This window comes from Streptomyces sp. NBRC 110611, assembly GCF_001590865.1.
Lineage (GTDB): Bacteria > Actinomycetota > Actinomycetes > Streptomycetales > Streptomycetaceae > Streptomyces.
The window spans coordinates 49,869-73,595 of sequence record NZ_BBUY01000008.1 but is presented as its reverse complement, the minus strand read 5'-3'; the positions used below and the strand labels follow the sequence as shown (position 1 = coordinate 73,595).

Annotated in this window: 21 protein-coding genes; 15 read left to right on the top strand and 6 right to left on the bottom strand. The window is 71.5% G+C overall.

Annotated elements, in window-relative coordinates; all coding sequences use genetic code 11:
* The first annotated feature begins 182 nt into the window (after positions 1-182).
* From hutU to hutI, 4 genes are all read left to right on the top strand, one after another.
* On the top strand, positions 183-1,853 hold the full coding sequence (hutU, locus tag AZE13_RS18950) for a urocanate hydratase (RefSeq protein ID WP_066932946.1): 1,671 nt from the start codon (positions 183-185) through the stop codon (positions 1,851-1,853).
* A complete protein-coding gene (locus tag AZE13_RS18945; RefSeq protein WP_066932944.1) occupies positions 1,850-3,112 on the top strand; it encodes an allantoate amidohydrolase in 1,263 nt (420 codons plus the stop codon). The genes hutU and AZE13_RS18945 overlap by 4 nt, the downstream gene beginning before the upstream one ends.
* Entirely contained in the window at positions 3,109-4,497 is a 1,389-nt protein-coding gene (locus tag AZE13_RS18940) for a formimidoylglutamate deiminase (protein WP_066933378.1), read from the top strand. The genes AZE13_RS18945 and AZE13_RS18940 overlap by 4 nt, the downstream gene beginning before the upstream one ends.
* Before the next feature lie 104 nt (positions 4,498-4,601).
* Positions 4,602-5,783 carry an imidazolonepropionase gene (hutI, locus tag AZE13_RS18935; RefSeq protein ID WP_066932941.1) on the top strand — a complete coding sequence of 394 codons (1,182 nt, stop codon included), beginning with the start codon at positions 4,602-4,604 and terminating at the stop codon, positions 5,781-5,783.
* A 134-nt stretch (positions 5,784-5,917) separates the two neighbouring features.
* Here the strand turns inward: hutI and AZE13_RS18930 are convergent, their stop codons facing one another.
* Positions 5,918-6,856 carry an RNA polymerase sigma factor SigF gene (locus AZE13_RS18930; RefSeq protein WP_079124140.1) on the bottom strand — a complete coding sequence of 313 codons (939 nt, stop codon included), beginning with the start codon at positions 6,854-6,856 and terminating at the stop codon, positions 5,918-5,920.
* 275 nt (positions 6,857-7,131) lie between these two features.
* Here AZE13_RS18930 and AZE13_RS18925 point away from each other — a divergent pair, with 275 nt between their 5' ends.
* From AZE13_RS18925 to AZE13_RS18905, 5 genes are all read left to right on the top strand, one after another.
* Entirely contained in the window at positions 7,132-7,500 is a 369-nt protein-coding gene (locus tag AZE13_RS18925) for an STAS domain-containing protein (RefSeq protein ID WP_066932935.1), read from the top strand.
* Between the two features lie 173 nt (positions 7,501-7,673).
* Positions 7,674-8,177 carry an ATP-binding protein gene (locus AZE13_RS18920; protein ID WP_066932932.1) on the top strand — a complete coding sequence of 168 codons (504 nt, stop codon included), beginning with the start codon at positions 7,674-7,676 and terminating at the stop codon, positions 8,175-8,177.
* A 328-nt stretch (positions 8,178-8,505) separates the two neighbouring features.
* The gene (locus AZE13_RS18915) at positions 8,506-9,261 is read left to right on the top strand and encodes an LPXTG cell wall anchor domain-containing protein (protein WP_066932929.1); all 756 of its coding nucleotides are present in this window, start codon (positions 8,506-8,508) and stop codon (positions 9,259-9,261) included.
* A 1,001-nt stretch (positions 9,262-10,262) separates the two neighbouring features.
* Positions 10,263-11,300 (top strand): hypothetical protein, encoded by a 1,038-nt coding sequence (locus AZE13_RS38205; RefSeq protein ID WP_079124170.1) that lies wholly within the window; start codon positions 10,263-10,265, stop codon positions 11,298-11,300.
* Between the two features lie 23 nt (positions 11,301-11,323).
* Positions 11,324-12,646, top strand: a complete 1,323-nt coding sequence (locus tag AZE13_RS18905) for a hypothetical protein (protein WP_066932926.1) — start codon at positions 11,324-11,326, stop codon at positions 12,644-12,646.
* 154 nt (positions 12,647-12,800) lie between these two features.
* Here the strand turns inward: AZE13_RS18905 and AZE13_RS18900 are convergent, their stop codons facing one another.
* Entirely contained in the window at positions 12,801-14,333 is a 1,533-nt protein-coding gene (locus AZE13_RS18900; protein WP_066932924.1) for a peptide MFS transporter, read from the bottom strand.
* Positions 14,334-14,874: 541 nt separating this feature from the next.
* Between AZE13_RS18900 and AZE13_RS18895 the strand changes: the two genes are divergently transcribed.
* Together AZE13_RS18895 and AZE13_RS18890 are read left to right on the top strand one after the other, a co-directional pair.
* Positions 14,875-15,555, top strand: coding sequence for a response regulator transcription factor (locus AZE13_RS18895; RefSeq protein ID WP_066932922.1), 681 nt, complete (start codon positions 14,875-14,877; stop codon positions 15,553-15,555).
* 6 nt (positions 15,556-15,561) lie between these two features.
* Positions 15,562-16,815, top strand: a complete 1,254-nt coding sequence (locus AZE13_RS18890; protein ID WP_066932919.1) for an ATP-binding protein — start codon at positions 15,562-15,564, stop codon at positions 16,813-16,815.
* Positions 16,816-16,861: 46 nt separating this feature from the next.
* Here AZE13_RS18890 and AZE13_RS18885 read toward each other — a convergent pair whose 3' ends face one another.
* Positions 16,862-17,371, bottom strand: a complete 510-nt coding sequence (locus AZE13_RS18885; RefSeq protein WP_066932916.1) for a GtrA family protein — start codon at positions 17,369-17,371, stop codon at positions 16,862-16,864.
* A gap of 183 nt (positions 17,372-17,554) precedes the next feature.
* Positions 17,555-18,088: a hypothetical protein gene (locus AZE13_RS18880; protein ID WP_258527867.1), complete on the bottom strand. Its 534-nt coding sequence runs from the start codon at positions 18,086-18,088 to the stop codon at positions 17,555-17,557.
* Between the two features lie 108 nt (positions 18,089-18,196).
* On the opposite strand from AZE13_RS18880, the gene AZE13_RS18875 reads away from it, so the two are divergent.
* From AZE13_RS18875 to AZE13_RS18865, 3 genes are read left to right on the top strand one after another with little or no spacing between them, the layout of a single operon-like run.
* Positions 18,197-19,351, top strand: coding sequence for a 5-(carboxyamino)imidazole ribonucleotide synthase (locus AZE13_RS18875; RefSeq protein ID WP_066932912.1), 1,155 nt, complete (start codon positions 18,197-18,199; stop codon positions 19,349-19,351).
* Positions 19,348-19,959: a 5-(carboxyamino)imidazole ribonucleotide mutase gene (gene purE, locus AZE13_RS18870; protein ID WP_398780166.1), complete on the top strand. Its 612-nt coding sequence runs from the start codon at positions 19,348-19,350 to the stop codon at positions 19,957-19,959. Before AZE13_RS18875 ends, purE begins: the two co-directional genes overlap by 4 nt.
* The gene (locus AZE13_RS18865; protein ID WP_066932906.1) at positions 19,956-21,158 is read left to right on the top strand and encodes a dipeptidase; all 1,203 of its coding nucleotides are present in this window, start codon (positions 19,956-19,958) and stop codon (positions 21,156-21,158) included. Before purE ends, AZE13_RS18865 begins: the two co-directional genes overlap by 4 nt.
* A gap of 9 nt (positions 21,159-21,167) precedes the next feature.
* On the opposite strand, the gene AZE13_RS18860 is transcribed toward AZE13_RS18865, so the two are convergent.
* Positions 21,168-21,539: a VOC family protein gene (locus AZE13_RS18860; protein ID WP_066932903.1), complete on the bottom strand. Its 372-nt coding sequence runs from the start codon at positions 21,537-21,539 to the stop codon at positions 21,168-21,170.
* 78 nt (positions 21,540-21,617) lie between these two features.
* Here AZE13_RS18860 and AZE13_RS18855 point away from each other — a divergent pair, with 78 nt between their 5' ends.
* Positions 21,618-22,163, top strand: coding sequence for a CGNR zinc finger domain-containing protein (locus AZE13_RS18855; RefSeq protein ID WP_066932900.1), 546 nt, complete (start codon positions 21,618-21,620; stop codon positions 22,161-22,163).
* A 17-nt stretch (positions 22,164-22,180) separates the two neighbouring features.
* On the opposite strand, the gene AZE13_RS18850 is transcribed toward AZE13_RS18855, so the two are convergent.
* Entirely contained in the window at positions 22,181-23,524 is a 1,344-nt protein-coding gene (locus AZE13_RS18850) for a UDP-glucose dehydrogenase family protein (RefSeq protein WP_066932897.1), read from the bottom strand.
* Between the last annotated feature and the right edge of the window lie 203 nt (positions 23,525-23,727).

The following is a 23,727-nucleotide window of genomic DNA, read 5'->3' as shown; positions in this document are numbered from 1 at the left end:
GGCAAGTCGAATTCCAAGAGGTGGGGGCAGGGTCGGGGGAGAGTCGGGGTTCACCCCTAAGGGGTGGCCGGCCGAGGGGGACGGCGTACGTCAGGCGGTCGTCGTGCCCTGTTGACTGGCGCTATTCAGCGGCCTCACTATGTGAATAGCTCGATCCATTCGACGTCAGGGAGGCACGGCCCATGTCGGGACCGCGACCCGTGCGGGCACCGCGCGGTACGCAGCTGAGCGCTCGGGGATGGCAGCAGGAAGCCGCGCTGCGCATGCTGCAGAACAACCTCGATCCGGAGGTGGCCGAACACCCGGACCAGCTGGTCGTCTACGGCGGCACGGGCAAGGCGGCCCGCGACTGGCGCTCCTTCGACGCGATGGTGCGCACGCTCACCACGCTCGAGCAGGACGAGACGATGCTCGTCCAGTCCGGCAGGCCGGTCGGTGTGATGCGGACGCACGAGTGGGCACCGCGGGTGCTCATCGCCAACTCCAACCTCGTCGGCGACTGGGCCAACTGGGAGGAGTTCCGCCGCCTGGAGGCCCTCGGCCTGACCATGTACGGCCAGATGACCGCCGGTTCGTGGATCTACATCGGCACCCAGGGCATCCTGCAGGGCACCTACGAGACGTTCGCGGCCGTCGCGGCGAAGAGGTTCAACGGCACTCTCGCCGGGACGATCACCCTCACCGCCGGCCTCGGCGGCATGGGCGGCGCCCAGCCGCTCGCCGTCACGATGAACGACGGCGTCGCCCTCTGCATCGACTGCGACCCGCGTGCCATCGAGCGCCGGATCGAGCACCGCTACCTGGACGTGCGGGCGGACAGCCTCCAGCACGCGCTGCGGCTCGCCGTGGAGGCCCGGGACCAGCGGAAGCCGCTCTCCATCGGGCTGCTGGGCAACGCCGCGGAGCTGCTGCCGCGGATGCTCGCCGAAGGCGCGCCGATCGACATCGTCACCGACCAGACCAGCGCCCACGACCCGCTCTCGTACCTGCCCCTCGGCATCGACTTCGCCGACATGGCCGCGTATGCCGCCGAGAAGCCCGCCGACTTCACCCAGCGGGCGCGCGCCTCGATGGCCCAGCACGTCGAGGCCATGGTCGGCTTCCAGGACGCCGGAGCCGAGGTCTTCGACTACGGAAACTCGATCCGCGGCGAGGCGCAACTCGCCGGATACCGGCGGGCCTTCGACTTCCCGGGATTCGTCCCGGCGTACATCCGGCCGCTGTTCGCCGAGGGGAAGGGGCCGTTCCGCTGGGCCGCGCTCTCCGGAGACGCCCGGGACATCGCCGCCACCGACAAAGCGATCCTCGACCTCTTCCCGGAGAACGAGTCGCTGGCCCGCTGGATCAAGATGGCCGGTGAGCGGGTCCACTTCCAGGGCCTGCCCGCGCGGATCTGCTGGCTCGGATACGGCGAGCGGGACAAGGCCGGTGAGCGGTTCAACGAGATGGTCGCCGACGGAACGCTGCGGGCGCCGCTGGCCATCGGCCGCGACCACCTCGACTGCGGCTCGGTCGCCTCGCCGTACCGCGAGACCGAGGCGATGAAGGACGGCTCGGACGCGATCGCCGACTGGCCGCTGCTCAACGCCATGGTCAACGTCGCCTCCGGCGCCTCCTGGGTCTCGCTGCACCACGGCGGCGGCGTCGGCATGGGCCGCTCGATCCACGCCGGCCAGGTCACCGTCGCCGACGGCACCCCGCTCGCCGGGGAGAAGATCCGCCGGGTGCTGACCAACGACCCCGGCATGGGCGTCATCCGGCACGTCGACGCGGGCTATGAGCGCGCCGAGGAGGTCGCCGCCGAACGCGGCGTCCGCATCCCGATGCGCGAGGGCGAAGGCGAGGGCGCGTGACCGCCTCGTTCCACGAGATGTGGCAGGAGCTGCGGCCCATCGGGCGCAGCTCCGCCACCGGCGGCTACCGCCGCTACGCCTGGACCGGTGCCGACGCCGACTGCCGCGCGTGGTTCAGGGCACAGGCCGAGGCCCGCGGACTCGCCTACGAGACCGACCGCAACGGCAACCAGTGGGCCTGGCTCGGCGCCACCGGCTATCAGGACGTGGCCCCCGGAGAAGCCGTCGTCACCGGCTCCCACCTGGACTCCGTACCGGACGGCGGCGCCTTCGACGGCCCGCTCGGCGTCGTCTCCTCCTTCGCCGCGCTGGACGAACTCCGCAGGAGGGGAGCGGAGCTCGGCAAGCCACTGGCGATCGTCAACTTCGGCGACGAGGAAGGCGCCCGCTTCGGCCTGGCCTGCGTCGGTTCCCGCCTCACGGCCGGCGCGCTGACCCCTGAGGCCGCACACCAGCTGCGCGACGCCGACGGGATCACCCTCCCGCAGGCCATGGAGCGCGCCGGATACGACCCCGCGGCGATCGGCCCGGACCCCGAACGGCTCGCCAGGATCGGCGCGTTCGTCGAACTCCACGTCGAGCAGGGCCGGGCGCTGGCCCTGTACGACAGCGGCTCCGACGCGGACCCGGGCGCCCCGGTCGGCATCGCGTCCGCCATCTGGCCGCACGGCCGCTGGCGGTTCGACTTCCACGGCGAGGCCAATCACGCCGGTACCACCCGCCTCGACGACCGCCGCGACCCGATGCTCAGCTACGCCGCGACCGTGCTCGCCGCCCGCGAGCAGGCCCGGCTGGCCGGCGCCCTGGCCACCTTCGGGAAGATCAGCGTGGAGCCGAACGGCGTCAACGCGATCCCCTCGGTCGTCCGCGGCTGGCTGGACTCCCGCGCCCCCGACCAGGAGACCCTGGACATCGTGATCGACGCGATCGAGCGGGCGGCCGCCGAGCGCGCCGCACGCGACGGGGTCGACCTGACCGTGGTCCGCGAATCCTTCACCCCCGTCGTGGAGTTCCCGCACGCCCTGCGGGACGAGCTGGGCGCGATCCTCGGCAAGGCGCGGGAACGGCCGGTTCCGGTACTCGGCACCGGCGCCGGGCATGACGCCGGTATTTTGTCCGGAACCGTCCCCACGGCCATGCTGTTCGTCCGTAACCCCACCGGTGTCTCGCACTCACCCGCCGAAGCGGCGGCGGAGGACGACTGCGTCGCGGGGGTCACCGCACTCGCCGACGTACTGGAGGGGCTCGCGTGCCACTGACGACGCAGGCAACACCGACGACGCAGGCAACCCCGGCGACACCGGCTGCCCCGACGTCGTACTGGCTCGAACACGCCTGGCTCGGCACCTACGTCGAACCGGGCGTCACCGTGGACGTGGCGGACGGGCGGATCGCGGCCGTACGGAAGGGGGCGCCCGCACCACCGCCCGGCGCCGTGGCCTTGTACGGTCTGACGATCCCGGGCCTGGCCAATGCGCACAGCCATGCGTTCCACCGCGCCCTGCGCGGCACCGTCCAGGTCGGCAGCGGAACGTTCTGGACCTGGCGCGAGGTGATGTACGGCGTCGCCGACCGGCTCACCCCCGACACCTATTACGCGCTCGCCCGCGCCGTGTACGCCGAAATGGCGCTGGCCGGTATCACCTGCGTCGGGGAGTTCCACTACCTCCACCACGCGCCCGGCGGCACCCCCTACAGCGACCCCAACGCCATGGGCGAGGCGCTGATCGAGGCCGCCGCCGACGCGGGCATCCGCATCACCCTGCTCGACACCGCCTACCTCTCGTCCGGCTTCGGCGCCCCGCCCGACCGGCACCAGCTGCGCTTCTCCGACGGCACCGCCGACCGCTGGGCCCAGCGCGCCGACGCGCTCAAGGACGGCCGCGCACACGCCCGTATCGGCGCCGCCCTGCACTCCGTACGTGCCGTCCCCGCCGGGCAGTTGAGCACCGTTGCGGACTGGGCCCGCGAGCGGCAGGCCCCGCTGCACGTCCACCTCTCCGAGCAGACCGCCGAGAACGACGCCTGCCACGAGGCCCACGGCTGCACCCCCGCCCAACTGCTCGCCGACCACGGTGCGTTGGGGCCACGCACCACGGCCGTGCACGCCACCCACCTCACCGAAGCGGACATCGGGCTGCTCGGCGACTCCACCACCGGTGTGTGCATGTGCCCCACCACCGAACGCGACCTCGCCGACGGCATCGGCCCGGCCGCCCGGCTCCAGGGCCGCGGCAGCCCGCTGTCGCTCGGCAGCGACAGTCACGCCGTCATCGACCTCCTCGAAGAGGCCCGTGCCATGGAGCTCGACGAGCGGCTGCGCACCCGCACCCGCGGGCACTGGACGGCCGCCGCCCTGCTGCGCGCCGCCACCACGGACGGCCACACCGCCCTGGGCTGGGACGACGCCGGCACCATCGAAGCCGGAGCGCTCGCCGACCTCACCACGATCGCGCTGGACTCCGTACGCACCGCCGGACCGCTGCCACGGCTGGCCGCGGAGACGGCCGTATTCGCCGCCTCCGCGGCGGACATCCGGCACACCATCGTCGGCGGTCGGCAGATCGTCCGGGACGGTGTGCACACGCTTCTCGCCGACGTACCCACCGCTCTCGCAGAGTCCATCGCCGCCGTACGCGGCTGAACGGCCCCGCCCGGCTGAACCGCCCCACCCCGCTGAAGCGGTCCACTTGGCTGAACCGTACGCAGCCGACCCGCCGTACCCGGCTCAAGGAGAACACCCCCGCGATGACGACGACTTCCGCGCCGACCACCGCCATCACCCACATCGCCCAGCTCGTCACCAACGACCCCTCCCTCGGTGAAGGCCCCCTCGGTCTGATCCAGGACGCGGCGGTCGTCATCGACGGCGACCGCATCGCCTGGGTCGGTACGTCCAGCAAAGCACCCGCCACTGACAACGCCGTCGACGCCGGCGGCCGGGCCGGCCTCCCCGGCTTCGTCGACTCCCACTCCCACCTGGTCTTCGCCGGCGACCGCACCGCGGAGTTCAACGCCCGGATGTCCGGCCGCCCGTACTCCGCCGGCGGCATCCGCACCACCGTCGCCGCCACCCGCGCCGCCACCGACGACGCCCTGAGCGCCAACGTGGCCCGCTACCTCGCCGAGGGGCTCCGCCAGGGCACCACCACCCAGGAGACCAAGTCCGGTTACGGCCTCACCGTCGAGGACGAGGCCCGCGCACTGCGCATCGCCGCCGAGCACACCGACGAGGTCACCTTCCTCGGCGCGCACATCGTCCCGCCCGACTACGCCGACGACCCGGCCGGCTACGTCGGCCTCGTCACCGGCACGATGCTGGACGCCTGCGCCCCGTACGCCCGCTGGATCGACGTCTTCTGCGAGCGGGGCGCCTTCGACGGCGACCAGGCCCGCGCCATCCTCACCGCGGGCCGGGCCAAGGGGCTGCGGCCGCGGGTGCACGCCAACCAGCTCGGCCACGGCCCCGGCGTCCAGCTCGCGGTCGAGCTCGGCGCCGCCTCCGCCGACCACTGCACCCACCTCACCGACGCCGACATCGACGCCCTGGCGCAGTCCGACACCGTCGCCACCCTCCTGCCGGGCGCCGAGTTCTCCACCCGCGCCACCTGGCCCGACGCCCGCCCGCTGCTCGACGCCGGCGCCACCGTGGCGCTGTCCACCGACTGCAACCCCGGCTCGTCCTTCACCAGTTCCATGCCGTTCTGCATCGCGCTGGCCGTCCGGGACATGGGGATGACGCCCGACGAGGCCGTCTGGTCGGCCACCGCGGGCGGCGCCCGCGCCCTGCGCCGCACGGACGTCGGCGTGATCACCCCCGGCGCCCGCGCCGACCTCGCCCTCCTGGACGCGCCCTCGCACGTCCACCTCGCCTACCGGCCGGGCGTGCCGCTCGTATCGGCCGTATGGCACAAGGGAGTTCTGGTCTGACGGTTCCGGTCCGGCAGCGGAGGCTGACAGTGGAGTGTGACAGCGGAGGAGGGCCCGTCCCCAGAAGCCTCGGGGCGGGCCCTCCTCCGCGCGGGCGGCGCGCGGCCGTGGCGGCCGGACGCGACCGCGGTCCGTCACTCCTCGACCATCAGCCCTTTGCGGAGCCGTACGAGCGTCCGGGAGAGCAGACGGGAGACGTGCATCTGGGAGATGCCCAGCTCCTCGCCGATCTCGGACTGCGTCATATTGGCGACGAAGCGCAGTGAGAGGATCTTCCGGTCGCGCGAGGGGAGTTCGGCGATCAGCGGCTTGAGGGACTCGACGTACTCGATGCCTTCCAGGCCGTGGTCCTCATAGCCGATACGGTCCGCCAGCGCGCCTTCGCTGTCGTCCTCCTCGGGCTGGGCGTCCAGCGAGCTCGCGGTGTAGGCGTTGCTCGCCGCCATCCCCTCCACGACCTCGTCATGGGTGATGCCGAGGCGTTCGGCGAGCTCGGGCACCGTGGGGGAGCGGTCCAGCTTCTGCGCCAGTTCGTCGCTCGCCTTGGCGAGGTCCAGACGCAGTTCCTGCAGACGCCTCGGTACGCGCACCGACCAGCTGGTGTCACGGAAGAAGCGCTTGATCTCGCCGACGATGGTCGGCATCGCGAACGTCGGGAACTCGACGCCACGGCTGAGCTCGAAGCGGTCGATCGCCTTGATCAGGCCGATCGTGCCCACCTGGACGATGTCCTCCATGGGCTCGCTGCGGGAGCGGAAACGGGAGGCCGCGAACTTCACCAGGGCGAGGTTGAGCTCGACCAGGGTATTGCGGACATACGCGAATTCGTGGGTGCCTTCCTCGAGCGATTCCAGGCGCTCGAAGAGGGTTTTGGACAGAGCCCTCGCGTCCACCGGGCCCACCTCGTCGAACGGCGGGATCTCGGGCAGACCGTCGATCTCAGGCATACCTGCCGGGTCTGTTTCGGCAGGGAGCGGCTGGGAAGGGATATGCCCGGTCGATTCGGACAGGGGTGTCGACGATGCGGGCTGCCGGTGGTCGTCGGTGCGCAATTCGTCGAGCCGGGGTGACATGGTCTCCTCCATCGTTCTCGGCATATGGCTGCCGAAGCCTCTGTGTGAAGCTGCGGTGTGCGGCGCCTCCAAAGCCGGCCGTGTCGAATGTGTCCTTACTACGCCTACCTGCCTTTGCCTGAAGATGGCAAGTGCGTGTTGTCCGTATATTGGGCAATATGCGGCTTGTTCGGCTACCGGTGCGCGTCAGGAAGGCGTAGGGTTCCACGAGCGCAGTCGTAAGCGATCAGTCGATCGATCAGTCGTTGTCGAGACAGCAAGAGGGGTGCGCGCGCATGGACCGCGGGACGGTCGGCAGTGCGAGCCGGGGGCGGCTTCAGGTCGGGGTCCGCCATCACGGCGCCAGCGCAGTCGTGACGGTCGCGGGTGAGCTTGATCACCACACCGCGGATCTGTTGCGTGAGTCGCTGGAGGGCTGTGTGGCCGACGGATATGCACGCCTGGTGGTGGACTGCTCACGCCTTGAGTTCATGGACTCCACCGGTCTCAATGTGCTGCTGGGCGCCCGCCTCAAAGCGGAGGCCGCGGGAGGCGCGGTCCATTTGGCCGGAATGCAGCCGGTGGTCGCCCGGGTCTTCGAGATCACCGGCGCCGACGCGGTCTTCACGGTGCATGACTCCCTTGATACGGCCCTGGCCGACTGACATGGCATCGAGGCCCGGAACGTCGTCGTCCGGGCACGTTGTACGTGTCACAACTTCCGTATCCAAGAAGTGGGTGTTCTCGCGGTCCGGTCGGGCAGGAGACACCTGAATCCGTTGCAATCAGTCAGGTATCTGTTCTCCGTGAATAGGCGAATCGGTGAGGTGAAGCGCTGATGAGCACCACCCGGCCGTACCCGCCGGGCGATCTCGGCCCGGAGCCGGGCGGCGCCGGTGCTTCCGCCGCCGTTCCGGCCGCCGCCACCCCGGCGGGCCAGATCCGCCGGCTGCGCCTGGCGGGCACCCGGGGCGCCGTGGCGCGGGCCCGTGACTTCGCCCGGCAGGCCCTGCACGACTGGGGCTGGCTGCCGGCCGCCAACGCCGATCAGCGCGCCGCGGCCGAGGACGTCCTGCTCGTCGTCTCGGAGCTGGTCACCAACGCCTGCCTGCACGCCGAAGGGCCCGAGGAGCTGCGGCTGCGCTGCACCTCCAAAGTGCTGCGCCTGGAGGTCAGCGACCTCGGCGCGGGCTCGCCGTCGCCCCGCAGTCCGCACCGCCCGGGCCGTCCGGGAGGCCATGGCATGTTCATCGTGCAGCGGCTGTGCCTGGACTGGGGCGTGGTGCGCAATACGGACGGCGCGGGCAAGACCGTCTGGGCGGAGCTCGCCGCACCGTCCTGACGCGCGGGGGCGGACCGGGCCGTTTCTGGCGGGCGGGGCACGGATCGAGCGGTGGGACGAGGAGAGCGCGGGCCTTTTCAGGGCCCGCGTTCTGGTGTCCGGTGGCCGAGGTCCGGCCCCGTCCAGTGTCCATGGCCGCCGAGCCCGCTGTCGTACGGGTGGCCGTGACCGCCTGCGCGCGGCCGGAATTCCCCGCCGGCGCCGGCCCGTACCGATCGGGGCTGTGCCGTGCCTTCCCTCGGCAAGGTCCCCGGCGTACCTTGAGCGGCCAATCTGATGTGCCGTCAGCAACCTCCGGCGGTGCGCTCCGGGAGGAGGGGAACGGACAGTGGCCCGCTTCTACGAACAGCACGGCAGGTGTCCGCGCCGGACGGCCGGCCGCACCGCTGCCGTGGCGATGGCGGCGGGGGCCGCGGTGATGCTCGCCGTGTCGGCCGCCCACGCCGAGGTCGTCGACGTCAACTACCAGTGCAGGACACCGATCGGGAACAAGGGCGCGGTCTCGCCGATCGACATCAAGGGCACCCCCGGCGGCAACGGCGCGTACCAGCTTGTGATGTCCTTCCAGAAGGGGGTCTCGTCCAGCCCCGTGGAACTGGGCAAGGGCGCCATGAAGCCCAGTGCGCTGATCAAGCTGGGCGGCGCGGAGAGCGGTACGGTGCCGGTCTCCGGGCCGCCCAACGACAGCGCGATACCGGCCAACACCCCGATCAAGATCAGTGACTTGAGCGGCACCTACACCCCCAAGGGCAGCGGCAAGGTCACCTTCACGGCCGCCACGCTCACCATCAAGGCGCTGGGCACCACCACGACCTGTACTCCCGCCAACGACCCGAAGCCCTCGCTGACCCTCGACGTGAAGGGGGCGGGTGGTTCCGGCGGATCTAACGGATCTGGCGGTTCCGGTGGCTCCGGCGGTTCCGGCGGTTCCGGCGGTACGGTTTCCGGTGGCTCGCCCGGTGACCAGCTCCCGCAGACCGGGCCGGCGGACTCCGCGATCGCGCTGGGCACGCTCGGCGGCACGGTGCTGCTGGCCGGTGTGGCCGGTGTGCTCTGGCTGACCCGGCCCCGGCAGCACGCCTGATGCCGTTCCGGGCCCGGGCCCGGGCTGTGGTCTGCGGTGCGGTCCTCGCGGTCGCCGCCGCGCTGCTGGGCGATCCCGTCGTGGCGGTGGCCGTGGCGGGGGCGGCGGACGGGGGCTGGGACGCCGCGCCCGCGCCCGGTGACGGCGCTGAACCGAGTGCGCGGGACCGCCCGTACTTCTATCTGGAGGGCGCGCCGGGCACGGTTCCGGCCGACCGGCTGAGCCTCAGCAATCCCACCGGTCATGCCGTCACCGTACGGCTGCGCGGCTCCGGTTCAGGTTCCGGTTCCGCTTCCGGATCCGGTACGGGAGCGGGCTCGTGGATCACGTTGGCCTCGTCCGAGGTGAAGGTTCCGCCGCGTACCCGCGCGGGTGTGCCGTTCACGGTGACCGTGCCGCGCGACGCGGTCCCCGGCGAGCACTCGGGCGCGATCGTCGCCACCAGCGGTGCGGAGGAGGGGAAGGGCGCCGGGCGGCGCGTGGCCATACCGGTCCATGTGCGGGTGACCGCGCCCGCGTTGTCCGCGCTGACCGTCGAGAACGTGAAGGTGGACGTGAACGGGAACGTGGACGGGCATGGGGGCGGGGGTGGGGGCGAGGGGGCTATCCGGTACACGCTGGTCAATCGTGGCAATACGACGCTCGCTCCGCGGCTCGCGGTGCGCGCCGACGGGGTGTTCGGGCCGGTGCTGCGGCGTGCCGCCCGCACCCTGCCGGTCGCGCTGCGCCCCGGGCAGGCCGTCGAGCTGACGGAGCGGTGGCCGGATCCGCCCGCTCTGGACGCGGTCGACGTCCGGCTCACGGTGACCGCCGAGGGCGGGGCGCGCGGGTCGGCCACCGCCTCGTACACGGCGGTCCCGTGGGGCGGCGTCGCCGGGGTGGTGGGCCTGACGGCGGCGGGCGCGGCCGGCGCCCTGGTGGCCGTACGGCGATGGCGCCGCACCAGGGGAACGCGGCGGGGCGGGGCCGCGGCGGTGCGGTGTGCGGCCCTGGCCGCCCTGATGCTGACGGCCACCACTCTCACCACCACGACCGCTGCCACGGCTGCCGCCACGACCGTCACCACGGCTGCCGCCGGGGTGACCGCCGAGGTCGACGGTGGGCCCACCGTCCGGCTCTCCAAGGAGGAGGCGGGCAAGGGCGGCAGCATCACCGTGACCGGGCGCGGCTGGCGGCCCAGGGCGCTGCTCACCCTGCTGATCTGCGGACAGAACATGATCGGCGGTACCAACTCGTGCGCCAACGGGGACGGGCGGGCCGTCACCACCGACGCGCAGGGGGCGTTCCACAAGAGCCTCCCGGTCGCCGAGCCGCCCAAGCCCTGCCCCTGTGTGGTGCATGTGTCGACGGTGACCGGAGCGGCGGCCGCGGTGGATGCCGCGTTCCAGGTAGCGGGCCACCCCGTCGCGCCGCTTCCCAAGGAGAGCACCGGCGGCCGGCTGACGGTACTCTCCCCGCCCCGGCTGACGGGCAGCAGTGGCCTGCTGACCTGGTTCGGGGCCCCGCCGCAGCGCGAGTTGACCGTCACGATCGGCAATCTCGGCCCCACACCGGCCAAGGATCCGGTGTTCCACGTCGGCACCTCGCATGGCGTCTTCGCGCCCCAGTGGGAGGAGCGGCAGTGGCGGGGGACCGTACCCGCCGGCAAGAGGGCCGAGGTCAGGCTGCCGGTCGAGCTCGCGGCCGGCGCGCACGGGGACTATCTGATCGCCCTCAAGTACGGCGGCAAGGTGCTGGCCGAGCAGCCCTGGGGGGTCGGGAGGCCATGGGGCGTGACGCTCTTCTGGGTGCTGTTGTGCCTGGTGATCCCGATGGTGGTGTTCCGCGTCGGGATGGCGATCGTGAACCGGGTGCGTCCACGCCGTACGGGCGCGGGCGGCGGCGTGGGCCGCGGGCGCGGCGCCCGAGCGGCCGGCGGTTCCGCCGCGCTGCCGTGGTTCACCGCGGACTCCGCACCGTCCGCCACCGCATCACCGTCCGCCACTGCGTCACCGTCCAGCACACCGACCGAACGACCGACGTCGAAGGGTTCTGCGTGATGGGGCAACGGATGGGGCAACGGATGAGGCAACGGAGGAGAGCCGCGGTGGCCTCGGCGGCCGCGCTGGTACTCGCGGGAGCGGGCGTGATGACCATGGCCGGGCCCGCCCGGGCGGCGGAGGTCTCGTACCGGACGGAGTGTCTGCCACCGCCGATATCGGGGCTGCCGCCGATCGCGGGGACCACGAAGGTGGCGGTCGACGCGCCCGCGACGGCGAAGGTCGGGGACGAGATCACGGTGGTCTGGAAGACCGTCGAGGGCGCGTCGAAGAACCCCGACATCCTCGACCTGGGGGAGGACACCGTCCAGCCGACCGGCACGATCACGGTCGCCGGGGCCCAGACCGGTGAGCTGGCGATGGAGGGGCCGCGGCGGAATCCGCCGATCCCCAAGGGCGGACCGATGCAACTGTCGGACATGACAGGCAAGTTGACGCTGACGAAGCCCGGTGAGATCACCCTGACGCCCGGTTTCTACAACATCAACGTCAGCAAACCGATCTCCACGGACACCAAGTGCTCGCCCAAGGAGACGGTGCGGCCCGCGGTCACGGTCAAGGTCACCGACGGCGGCGGATCGGCCGGCGGGTCGACCGGCGGTTCCGGTAGCGATCCCGACGGCACCGCGTACCAGGGCAAGGAAGTCCGGGTCCAGTACGCCTGCAAGACGCCCATCGGCGACAAGAAGGCGGTCTCGCCGGTCCAGATCGACGCCGTGAAGAAGGGCGGCGGATACGACCTGACGGTGCGATTCAAGAAGTCCGTCATGACCAGCCCGGCGGATATCCCCAAGGGCGCGGTCAAGCCGTCGATGGCCGTCACGGTGGGCGGCGCCGACAAGGGATCGGTGAAGACCGAAGGGCCCGCCAACGCCGAACCGATCAAGTCGGGTGACCCGATCGAGATCCCCGACCTCAAGGGCGTCTACACACCGGGCGCCACCGGCACGGCCACGCTGACCCCCGGCGTGCTCACCGTCAACGCCCTGGGGACGACCACCACCTGTACCCCGGAGAAGGATCCGGGCGTCTCGCTCACCCTGGACACCGCCGCGCAGCCGGGCGGCACCTCCGGAGGCTCGACGTCCGGTTCCACGACCGGTTCCACGACTGGCTCCACGACCGGTTCCTCCGGCGGATCGTCCGCAGGCACCTTCGGCGGCTCCTCGGGTGGCGCGGAGGCCTCCGCCGGCGCAGGGGCTTCCGGCGGGACGAGTGGCGGCCTCGCCCAGACCGGTGCGGCCGACGACGGCGCGCTGACCGCCCTCGGCTTTCTCGCCGGCACCCTCATCCTGCTCGGCGGCGCGCTCGTCACCGTCACCCCATGGCGGCGGCTGCGGCGCTGAGCGGCCACCGGCCGCGACGGCTCCCACCGGCTGCGACGGCCCGTACGAGCCGCAGCGGCCCCGATACGCCGCAGGGCCCCGTCACACCACACGGTGTGACGGGGCCCTGCGCATAAGCCGCGCGTAACCCGCGCATCAGACGCTCAGCGGCGGATCAGTGCACGCCGCCCATGAGCGCCACGATCTTCTTGCGGTACACGTACACCCCGATCCCGGCGATCACCGCGAGGCCGGCCTCGGCCGCCACCACGGTCGTACCGCTGAGGTCCGCGCCCGCGATGGAGAGCAGCGAGGTGACGCAGTCACCGGCCGTGACGGCCAGGAACCACACGCCCATCATCTGGCTGGCGTACTTGGCGGGTGCCAGCTTGGTGGTGACGGACAGGCCGACGGGGGAGAGGCACAGCTCGCCGATCGTCTGGATCATGTATATCGACACCAGCCACATCGGGCTGACCTTGGTGCCGTCCGAGGCCATCAGCATCGGCACCACGAAGACGAAGAAGGACGCGCCGACCGCCACCAGGGCCATGCCGAACTTCACCGTGGTGCTGGGCTCCTGGTTCTTGCGGGCCAGCCACAGCCACAGCCAGGCGAAGACCGGCGCCAGGGCCATGATGAACAGCGGGTTCAGGGACTGGAACCAGGTGGCGGGGAACGAGAAGCCGAAGAGCTCGCCCGACGTGGAGCCCTTGCCGAAGACGGCCAGCGTGGAGCCGCCCTGGTCGTAGATCATCCAGAACACCGCGGCGGCCACGAAGAACCAGATGTAGCCGCTCATCTTGCTCTGCTCGGCGTCCGTGAGGTCCTTGTCGCGCTTGATGCGGACCAGCACCGCCGTCGGGATGATCAGGCCGAGCAGGGTGATCGGGACGATGGCCCAGTTCAGCGTGAAGTGACCGCTGATGCCCACCGCGCCGTAGAAGACCGCGGCGATGACCAGCCACATCAGGCCCTTGAGCAGCCACGTCTTCCGCTCCTGGGCGGACAGCGGGTTCGGGACCACGCTGCTCTTGGGGTCCAGGTGCTTGGTGCCCAGCAGGAACTGGATCAGGCCGAGGCCCATACCGGCACCGGCGAGCGCGAAGCCCAGGTGCCAGTTGACGGTCTCGCCGACGGTGCCGATGACGAACGGCGCGACGAAGGCACCCAGGTTGATGCCCATGTAGAAGACCGTGAAGCCGCCGTCACGACGCGGGTCGGAGGGCCCGTCGTAGAGGTGGCCGACCATCGTCGAGATGTTGGACTTCAGCAGGCCCGAGCCGATCGCGACCAGCCCCAGGCCGGTGAAGAACGCCGGCGCGCCCGGCAGGGCCAGGGTGAGGTGGCCCACCATGATGACGCAGCCGGCGATGGCGACCGTCTTACGGGGGCCCCAGACCCGGTCGCCGAACCAGCCGCCGGGCATGGCGAGCAGGTAGACCATCGCGAGGTACACCGCGTAGATGGAGGACGCCGCGGCAGCCGTCATCGCCAGGCCGCCGCCGTCCAGCCCTTCCTTGAAGCCGTCCGCGCCACCCGAGATCAGGTAGTACACGAGCAGGGCCCGCATACCGTAGAAGCTGAAGCGCTCCCACATCTCGGTCATGAAGAGAGTGGCCAGTCCGCGGGGGTGGCCGAAGAAGGTCTTGCCACCGGGCACAGGGGTCCCCTGCCGGTCCTCGTCCTTCGTCAGGCTCGACGCCATGGATGCTTCCTTGCTGCTCGGGACGCGTTCGGAGGCCGTTTCGCGCCCGGTGGGGGATGACCGGCACCGGCGTGGACCCGCCGTCCCCCCACCCCGGGGGTGCGACGCCGTCCCTCGAGGTCAGTCGGGGAGGCACCGGCAGAGCGGTCCGACACCGGGATCCACGTCCTCCGTGCTGCACTGCGCGGTGGACCCGGTCGACAGGTCATTCACGGTGTGTCGGGACTGGGGGCCAGCTCCGCACACAACGAGGGACCGATGACGTCAGTGGCGTCATGGGCCCCAGCGGTTGTCCACTGGACGTTAACGGTTGTCCATTGGACGTTCGGGACACCATACGTCTGTTCACCCGCCGTTGGAATACGTGAGACAACGGTCACATCATCGCGGGGAACCGCGCGCCCTCCTTCCGGCGACCGCGCGCGATCCCCCGCGACCGCGCCGTCCCAGCTCACCGCGGTCCCCGGGCGCGGAAGGCCTCTGTGCCGTCATCCGCGCTGGTCCACCCCTCGTGTGCGATACATCGGACTACCATCGGCCCATGACCCGTGTACTGCTCGCCGAGGATGACGCGTCCATCTCGGAGCCGCTCGCCCGCGCCCTGCGCCGCGAGGGTTACGAAGTCGAGGTGCGCGAGGACGGCCCGACGGCGCTCGACGCCGGTCTCCGGGGCAATATCGACCTCCTCGTGCTGGACCTGGGACTGCCCGGTATGGACGGCCTGGAGGTCGCCCGCCGGCTGCGCAACGACGGCCACTCCTTCCCCATCCTGGTGCTCACCGCCCGCGCCGATGAGGTGGACACCGTCGTCGGCCTGGACGCCGGCGCCGACGACTACGTCACCAAGCCCTTCCGGCTCGCCGAACTCCTCGCCCGGGTACGGGCCCTGCTCCGCCGCGGCTCCACCGTCGAGCCCCAGCAGCCGCCGGCCACCCACGGCGTACGGATCGACGTCGAGTCCCACCGCGCCTGGATGGGCGACGAGGAACTGCAGCTCACGGCCAAGGAATTCGATCTGCTGCGGGTCCTGGTGCGGGACGCCGGCCGGGTCGTCACCCGTGACCAGCTGATGCGCGAGGTCTGGGACACCACATGGTGGTCGTCCACGAAGACGCTCGACATGCACATCTCCTGGCTGCGCAAGAAGCTGGGGGACGACGCCGCCAACCCCCGCTACATCGCCACCGTCCGCGGAGTCGGCTTCCGCTTCGAGAAGAGCTAGGGGCCCGTGCGCCGCCGCCTGATCAACTCCACGCTCGCCGTGGTGCTCGTCGTGATCGCCGTCTTCGGCCTCTCGCTGGTCATCGTCGAGACCCGCACCATCCAGGCGGCCGCGGAGGAGAGCGTGGCTTCCGAAGCGGTCCGGCTGGTGGGGGCGGTCGAGAGCCGGCAGAGCAGCGGCGAGCGGATCACCCCGGACGTGCTCTCGGAGCAGATCGCCGGCAACCGCTACGCCGAGATCACCGTGCCGGGCAAACCGCGGATCGAGATCGGGCGGCGCCCGTCCGGCGAGGTCATCGAGTCGACGCAGCGCGGCGACCGCGGCGAGTCCGTCACGGTCCAGGAGTCCCGCTCCGCGATCAACTCCGAGATCGGCCGGACGCTGCTGGTCATCCTGGCCGTCTCGCTGCTCGCGATCCTCGCGGCCGTGGTACTGGCCGTCCGCCAGGGCCGCCGGCTGACCGCGCCGCTGACCGATCTCGCCGAGACCGCCGAGCGTCTGGGGTCCGGCGATCCGCGCCCGCGCCACCGCCGGTACGGCGTCCAGGAGCTGGACCGGGTCGCCGATGTGCTGGACGCCAGCGCCGAGCGGATCGCCCGGATGCTCACCGCCGAGCGACGGCTGGCCGCCGACGCCTCCCACCAGCTGCGTACGCCGCTGACCGCGCTGTCCATGCGGCTGGAGGAGATCACCCTCACCGACGACCCGGACACCGTGAAGGAAGAGGCCACCATCGCGCTGGCGCAGGTGGAGCGGCTGACCGATGTCGTCCAGCGGCTGCTGACCAACTCCCGGGACCCGCGTACCGGCTCCGCGGTCGCCTTCGACCTCGACGAGGTGGTCAAGCAGCAGATCGAGGAGTGGCGCCCCGCCTACCGCAGCGCCGGGCGGGCCATCGTCCGCTCCGGCAAGAAGGGGCTGCGGGCCGTCGGCACACCGGGCGCGGTCGCCCAGGTGCTGGCCACCTTGATCGAAAATTCGCTGATGCACGGCTCCGGACCGGTCGCGCTGCGGACCCGGGTCACCGGCAACCAGGCGGTCGTCGAGGTCACCGACGCCGGTCCCGGGGTCCCGCCGGACCTCGGCTCACGGGTCTTCGAGCGGACGGTCTCCGGCCGCAACTCCACCGGGCTCGGGCTGGCCGTTGCCCGGGACCTCGCCGAGGCGGACGGCGGACGGCTGGAACTGCTCCAGCAGCGGCCGCCGGTCTTCGCGCTGTTCCTGGCCCGGGAGGCGGAGCAGCAGTCCGACGGGCACTGACGGCGGTCCGCAGACGGTCCGCCCGCCACCGACGGCCGTCCGGCGGTCACTTCCGGGACGAGCTGCGTGGCCGCTGCGATCCGTCGGCGAGGAAGGACTCGGCGGTCTCTATCGCCTCGCGCGCGGGCAGAGTGCGGAAGACCCAGGTGCGGTAGGACCAGAAGCGGAAGAGCGTGGCGAGGCCGATACCGAGGAACTTGAAGACATTGCTCTGCAGCGGGGAGTTCCAGTCGAACCCGTACGTCGCGACGTAGAGCAGACCGTTCTCGATCACCAGGCCGACCGCGCTGAACAGCAGGAAGAGCGTGAGCTCCCGTGTGCGGCGCTGCTTGTCGCGGTCGCGGTAGGTGAAGTAGCGGTAGCCGAGGTAGTTGGTGCCGGTGGCCACGACCGTCGCGATGATGCTGGCGCGGACGACGGGCACCTCGGTCAGGTGCCGTACGAGGTTGAACACCGCGAAGTTGACCACGACGCCGGCCCCGCCCACGGCCCCGAATTTCACCAGTTCCCGGGTGAGCGCCTCCAGCTTGGACAGCACTGCGCTCCGGTTACTCATGGTGGTGGTTCAGCTCCCTGACGTGGGCATGGTCCGCGGCCGTCAACCTTGGCCCGCCCCCTCATGCTAACCACGCCCGAATGGCGGTGCCGACGCCCTCCGCGACGGCCTGCTCCGTGACGGCCGGCCCTGATACGGAGGGCGGCCGACGCCGATACGGGGCGGCCGACGCCGATACGGGGGTCAGTCGACCCTGATGCGGAAGTTCAGGGTGCGCGCGCCCGGCTCGTCGGCGGCGTCGGCCGAGCAGATCCGGCAGCGGAGCAGCCGCAGGTCCGTACGGCCCGGGTGCACCGTCTCGAAGTCCAGGTAGCGCTCGCGGCCGGTGCCGGACGGCAGTGGGCCGCCGGGGACCTCGCGCCGTCCGGCGGCTTTCAGGACGGCCGGGTCGGGGCGGGGCTCGGCGATGATCCAGCGGTAGCCGTCGGAGGGATCACCGGCGGGGTCGTCCGCCACCTTCACGCTGAAGCGGTCCCCGGCGGAGACCGCGATCTCGGAGTCGTCGGCGCCATAGACCTCCGGTGCGGACAGCTGACCGACGACGGAGTGCACGGCGGCCAGCAGGGCGGCGACCGCGACGGCGATCACCAGCGCTCTGGCGCCCCTGGATGTGCCACTGCTGGATGTGCCACTGCACGTCGCCGGTACACCGCCGCTCTCCGGTACACCGCCGCCCTCCGGTATACCGCCGTTCTTCGATATGCCGCTGTTCTCCATTCGGTGCCTCCTTTGTCGGCCATCCGTCCGAGACCTGTGAACGCGAGCATTCGGAGGATCGTCCAAGCCGGGGCCGGTGCCGCGGTGCCGGGCGGATACCCTGGGGGCGTGACGTTCCCGGTAGTCGGCATGGTCGGTGGCGGTCAGCTCGCCCGTATGACCCACGAGGCGGGTATCCCCCTCGGCATCAAGTTCAAGCTCCTCAGTGACACCCCGCAGGATTCGGCGGCCCAGGTGGTCAGCGATGTCGTCATCGGCGACTACCGCGATCTGGACACGCTGCGGGCCTTCGCCCGCGGCTGCGATGTGATCACCTTCGATCACGAGCACGTCCCCACCGAGCACTTGCAGGCCCTGGAGGCGGACGGCATCACCGTCCGGCCCGGCCGCGAGGCCCTGCGGCACGCCCAGGACAAGGGGGTGATGCGGGCGAAGCTGGACGCGATCGGCGTCCCGTGCCCACGGCACCGCATCGTCTCCGATCCGGAGGACGTGGCGCGTTTCGCGGCGGAGGGGGAGGGCTTTCCCGTGGTCCTCAAGACCGTGCGCGGGGGCTACGACGGCAAGGGGGTGTGGCTTGTGCGATCCTCCGAGGAGGCTGCGGAGCAGCTCTTCGACAGGAGGGGGCTCGCCGGTGTGCCCATCCTCGCGGAGGAGAAGGTCGACTTCGTCCGCGAACTGGCCGCCAACATCGTCCGTTCCCCGCACGGCCAGGCCGTCGCCTACCCGGTCGTGGAGTCCGTCCAGGTCGACGGCGTCTGTGACACCGTGATCGCCCCGGCGCCCGACCTCGACCCCGAGCTCGCCGGCCGGGCCCAGGAACTGGCGCTCCGGATCGGCAAGGAGCTGGACGTCGTCGGCCATCTGGCGGTGGAGCTCTTCGAGACCGCCGACGGCCGGATCCTGGTCAACGAGCTGGCCATGCGCCCGCACAACTCCGGCCACTGGACCCAGGACGGCGCGGTCACCTCGCAGTTCGCCAACCACGTCCGGGCCGTGCTCGACCTCCCGCTCGGCGACCCGCGCCCGCGCGCCCGCTGGACGGTGATGGCCAACGTCCTCGGCGGCGACTACCCCGACATGTATTCCGCGTATCTCCATTGCATGGCGCGGGACCCGCAGTTGAAGATCCATATGTACGGCAAGGACGTGAAGCCCGGCCGGAAGGTCGGACACGTCAACACCTACGGCGACGACCTGGCGGATGTGCGCGAGCGCGCCGCGCACGCCGCCGGCTACCTGCGAGGAACGATCACCGAATGACCGCCCACCCGTCGCCCGGCCACCGCCCCTCAACGAGCTCCCCCACACTCCGTGCGGGGGGACCCCCAGCGCGCCCCTCTGATGCGCCCATCATCGGCATCGTCATGGGCTCCGACTCCGACTGGCCCGTCATGGAGGCCGCCGCCCAGGCCCTCGCCGAGTTCGAGATCCCCTACGAGGTCGACGTCGTCTCGGCCCACCGCATGCCGCGCGAGATGATCGCGTACGGCGAGGACGCGGCCGCCCGCGGCCTGAAGGCGATCATCGCCGGCGCCGGCGGCGCGGCCCACCTGCCCGGCATGCTCGCCTCCGTGACCCCGCTCCCGGTCATCGGCGTGCCCGTCCCCCTGAAGTACCTGGACGGCATGGACTCCCTCCTCTCCATCGTGCAGATGCCCGCCGGGGTGCCGGTCGCCACCGTCTCGGTCGGCGGCGCCCGCAACGCCGGACTGCTCGCCGCCCGGATGCTCGCCGCCCATGACCCCGAACTCCTCGCCCGTATGCGGGAGTTCCAGCAGGAGTTGAACGACCAGGCCACCGAGAAGGGCAAGCGGCTGCGCAACAAGGTCGCCACGCCGAACGGGTTCGGCTTCGGCGGCGCCCAGTGAGTGCGTCCTCCGAGGACGCCGCACGGGAGCTGCTCGCCCGCTGGCCCGTCGTCGACGGCCACAACGACCTGCCCTGGGCGCTGCGCGAACAGGTCCGCTACGACCTCGACCGGCGGGACATCGCCACCGACCAGTCCGCGCATCTGCACACCGACCTGCCGCGGCTGCGGGCCGGCGGCGTCGGTGCGCAGTTCTGGTCGGTGTACGTACGCGCCGACTACGCGGGCGACACGGCGGTCAGCGCCACCCTCGAACAGATCGATGTGGTACGGCAGTTGCTGGCCCGCTACCCGGACGACCTGCGTCCGGCGCTCACCGCCGACGATGTGGAGGCGGCCCGCGCCCAGGGCCGGATCGCCTCCCTCATGGGCGCCGAGGGCGGCCACTCCATCAACAACTCGCTGGCCACCCTGCGCGCCCTGCACCGGCTCGGCGTCCGCTATATGACGCTCACCCACAACGACACCATCGACTGGGCGGACTCCGCCACCGACGCACCGCGCCACCAGGGCCTGTCGGCCTTCGGCGAGGAGGTCGTCCGGGAGATGAACCGCTGCGGGATGCTGGTCGACCTCTCGCACGTCGCGGCCGACACCATGCGCGACGCGCTGCGCGTCAGCACCGCGCCGGTGATCTTCTCGCACTCCTCGGCGCGCGCCGTCTGCGACCACCCGCGCAACATCCCCGACGACGTACTGGCCGAGCTGCCCGCCAACGGCGGCGTCGCCATGGCGACCTTTGTGCCGAAGTTCGTCCTGCCCGAGGCCGTCGAGTGGACCCGGCGCGCGGACGAGAACATGCGCGCCCACGGCCTGCACCACCTCGACACGACCGAGGCCGGTATGGCGGTCCAGCGGGCCTTCGAGGCCGCCGATCCGCGGCCGAAGGCCACCGCGGCCACCGTCGCCGACCACCTCGACCATATGCGCGAGGTCGCCGGTATCGACCACCTCGGCATCGGCGGCGACTTCGACGGCACCGCCTTCACCCCGGACGACCTGGCCGATGTCGCCGGCTACCCCCGCCTGATCGCCGAACTGCTGGACCGTCACTGGTCCAGGGCCGATCTGGCCAAGCTGACCTGGCAGAACGCGGTCCGTACGCTGCGTGCCGCGGAGGACGTGGCGCGCGCCGAACAGAGCCGGCGCGGCCCGTCCCACGCGACGATCGAGCAGCTGGACGGCCGGACGATTACGTGAACCGCACGGTTACGTGAAGCAGAGGCAGAAGGGGTGCCCGGCGGGGTCGAGATAGACCCGGAAGTTGCGCACCCCTTCGTCGTGCCGGACGAGCTCGGCACCCAGCGCGACGACCTTGCTCTCGGCCTCGTCGATCCGCGCCCGCGGCACATTGAAGTCGAGGTGCTGTTGCTGCGGCACCTCCTGGCCGGGCCACTGCGGTGCCCGGTAGCCCTCCGCCACCCGCTGGAAGGCGAGGGGACGGCCCTCGGGCCCCGCGATCTCGACCCATTCATCGTCGTCGGCGGTCACCTGCCAGCCGAGCATCTCGGCGTAGAAGCCGGCGAGCGCCCGCGGGTCGGGACAGTCCAGTGCGACGACGTCGAGGGTGATCAGACTCATCGTGTTACCTCCATGCCCATTCAACCGGTAACTTCGTGCGTTACTGCATGATGGCGAGGTATCGGTAACATCGCAAGAGTGGCATCGCGAACCGCTCCGGAATCCCTGCTGCTGGTCCAGGACCTGGTGAACACCCTCGACATCGAGACCGGCGAGGACGCGCTGACCGCCGACGGCGGCCTCGCCGCCTTCCTGGAGCCGCACGAGCTGCACGAGTCGCGCGAACTGCAAGAGCTGCAAGAGCTGCGCGAGGCGCTCCGCGCGGCCTGCCTCGCGCACACTGCGGGCACCGCCGTCCCCGAGCCGGCCGCCCGCGCCCTGGACCGTCTCCTGGCCGTCGCGCCCCTCGTCCTGGCCATCACCCCCGACGGTGACGCCGCCCTGCGTCCGGCACCCGGACTACGGGGGATCGCCCACCTCACCGCCCGTATCGCCGCGGGCATCGCCACCGCCGTCGCGGACGGCACCTGGAAACGGCTCAAGGCCTGCGAAGCGCATGAGTGCCGCTGGGTCTTCTACGACCGGAGCCCGGCCGGCCGCAGCCGCTGGTGCAGCATGGCGGTCTGCGGCAGCCGGGCGAAGATGCGGACCTACCGCGCCCGCCGCGCGGAGCCCGGTACCTAGTACCTGGGGAGAGCGGATCAGGCCCGCGGGCGGCCCAGCGCCCGGTACGTCCAGCCGGCCTTCCGCCACAGCTCCGGGTCCAGCGCGTTGCGCCCGTCCAGAATGCGCCGCTCGCCGGCCACCTCGGCCAGCGCCGCCGGGTCCAGCTCCCGGAACTCGCGCCACTCCGTCAGATGCAGTACGACATCCGCGCCGCGCACCGCCTCCAGCGCGCTGTCCGCGTACCCCAGCGTGGGGAACAGCCGCCGCGCGTTGTCCATCCCCTTCGGGTCGTAGACCGTCACCTGGCCGCCCTGGAGGTGGATCTGCCCGGCGACGTTGAGCGCCGGCGAGTCCCGTACGTCGTCCGAGTCCGGCTTGAAGGTTGCGCCGAGGACGGCGACCCGCTTGCCGAGGAAGGAACCGCCGCCGACCGCGTCCCGGGCCAGCTCGACCATATGGCCGCGCCGCCGCATGTTGATCGAGTCGATCTCGCGGAGGAACGTCAGTGCCTGGTCGGCGCCCAGTTCACCGGCGCGCGCCATGAAGGCCCGCAGGTCCTTCGGCAGGCAGCCGCCGCCGAACCCGATACCGGCCCGCAGGAACTTCTTCCCGATCCGCTCGTCATGGCCGATGGCCTCGGCCAGCTTCACCACATCGCCGTCGGCGGCCTCGCACACCTCCGCCATGGCGTTGATGAACGAGATCTTCGTCGCCAGGAAGGAGTTGGCCGAGGCCTTCACCAGCTCGGCGGTCGGGTAGTCCATCACGATGAATGGCGAGCCCGCGGCGATCGGCGTGGCGTAGACCTCGCGCAGCAGCTCCTCGGCCCGCGCACCGGCCACACCGGCCACGATCCGGTCCGGGCGCAGGGTGTCCTCGACGGCGAACCCCTCGCGCAGGAACTCCGGGTTCCAGGCCAGCTCGGCGTCCGCGCCCGCCGGGGCGGCCGCGGCCAGCCGCTCGGCGAGCCGGGCCGCGCTGCCCACCGGCACGGTCGACTTGCCGACGACGAGGGTGGGCCGGGTCAGATGCGGCGCCAGCGCGTCGAAGGCGGCGTCCACATACGACATGTCGCAGGCGTACTCACCGTGCTTCTGCGGAGTGTTCACACAGACGAAGTGCACATCGCCGAAGGCCCCGGCCTCCTCGTAGGAGGTGGTGAAGCGCAGCCGCCCGCTGGAGCCCTCGATCCCGGCGACATGGCGGCGCAGCAGCTCCGCCAGCCCCGGCTCGTACATCGGGACCTCGCCGCGCTGGAGCATCTCGATCTTCTCGGGCACCACGTCCAGCCCCAGCACCTCGAAACCGAGCTCGGCCATGGCGGCGGCGTGGGTGGCGCCGAGGTAGCCGGTGCCGATCACGGTGATCTTGAGGGCCATGAGTGCTCCAAACAGAGGCTGCGGCGTGAAGCGCCGACGTTCAGGGGCGGTGGTCGGGCGACGGGCGGGCGGGAAGGGGCCGGACCGAGCATAGTCGCGCCGGGAAAGGCCTAATCCAGCCGTCCTGCGGGCAGGTGACAACTGTCGGCAACCTCACGTATCCGCGAGCCGCGTCCGCGGCCTAGAATCCGCGGAGAGAAATA

What these genes read in the sequence shown, in the direction of transcription:
- AZE13_RS18920 (WP_066932932.1), top strand. Translation starts at nt 7,674, where the DNA reads ATGAGCACCACCCGGCCGTACCCGCCGGGCGATCTCGGCCCGGAGCCG.
- hutI (WP_066932941.1), top strand. Translation starts at nt 4,602, where the DNA reads ATGACGACGACTTCCGCGCCGACCACCGCCATCACCCACATCGCCCAG.
- AZE13_RS38205 (WP_079124170.1), top strand. Translation starts at nt 10,263, where the DNA reads ATGCTGACGGCCACCACTCTCACCACCACGACCGCTGCCACGGCTGCC.
- AZE13_RS18930 (WP_079124140.1), bottom strand. Translation starts at nt 6,856, where the DNA reads ATGTCACCCCGGCTCGACGAATTGCGCACCGACGACCACCGGCAGCCC.
- hutU (WP_066932946.1), top strand. Translation starts at nt 183, where the DNA reads ATGTCGGGACCGCGACCCGTGCGGGCACCGCGCGGTACGCAGCTGAGC.
- AZE13_RS18850 (WP_066932897.1), bottom strand. Translation starts at nt 23,524, where the DNA reads ATGGCCCTCAAGATCACCGTGATCGGCACCGGCTACCTCGGCGCCACC.
- purE (WP_398780166.1), top strand. Translation starts at nt 19,348, where the DNA reads ATGACCGCCCACCCGTCGCCCGGCCACCGCCCCTCAACGAGCTCCCCC.
- AZE13_RS18900 (WP_066932924.1), bottom strand. Translation starts at nt 14,333, where the DNA reads ATGGCGTCGAGCCTGACGAAGGACGAGGACCGGCAGGGGACCCCTGTG.
- AZE13_RS18895 (WP_066932922.1), top strand. Translation starts at nt 14,875, where the DNA reads ATGACCCGTGTACTGCTCGCCGAGGATGACGCGTCCATCTCGGAGCCG.
- AZE13_RS18925 (WP_066932935.1), top strand. Translation starts at nt 7,132, where the DNA reads ATGGACCGCGGGACGGTCGGCAGTGCGAGCCGGGGGCGGCTTCAGGTC.
- AZE13_RS18860 (WP_066932903.1), bottom strand. Translation starts at nt 21,539, where the DNA reads ATGAGTCTGATCACCCTCGACGTCGTCGCACTGGACTGTCCCGACCCG.
- AZE13_RS18905 (WP_066932926.1), top strand. Translation starts at nt 11,324, where the DNA reads ATGAGGCAACGGAGGAGAGCCGCGGTGGCCTCGGCGGCCGCGCTGGTA.
- AZE13_RS18880 (WP_258527867.1), bottom strand. Translation starts at nt 18,088, where the DNA reads ATGGAGAACAGCGGCATATCGAAGAACGGCGGTATACCGGAGGGCGGC.
- AZE13_RS18885 (WP_066932916.1), bottom strand. Translation starts at nt 17,371, where the DNA reads ATGAGTAACCGGAGCGCAGTGCTGTCCAAGCTGGAGGCGCTCACCCGG.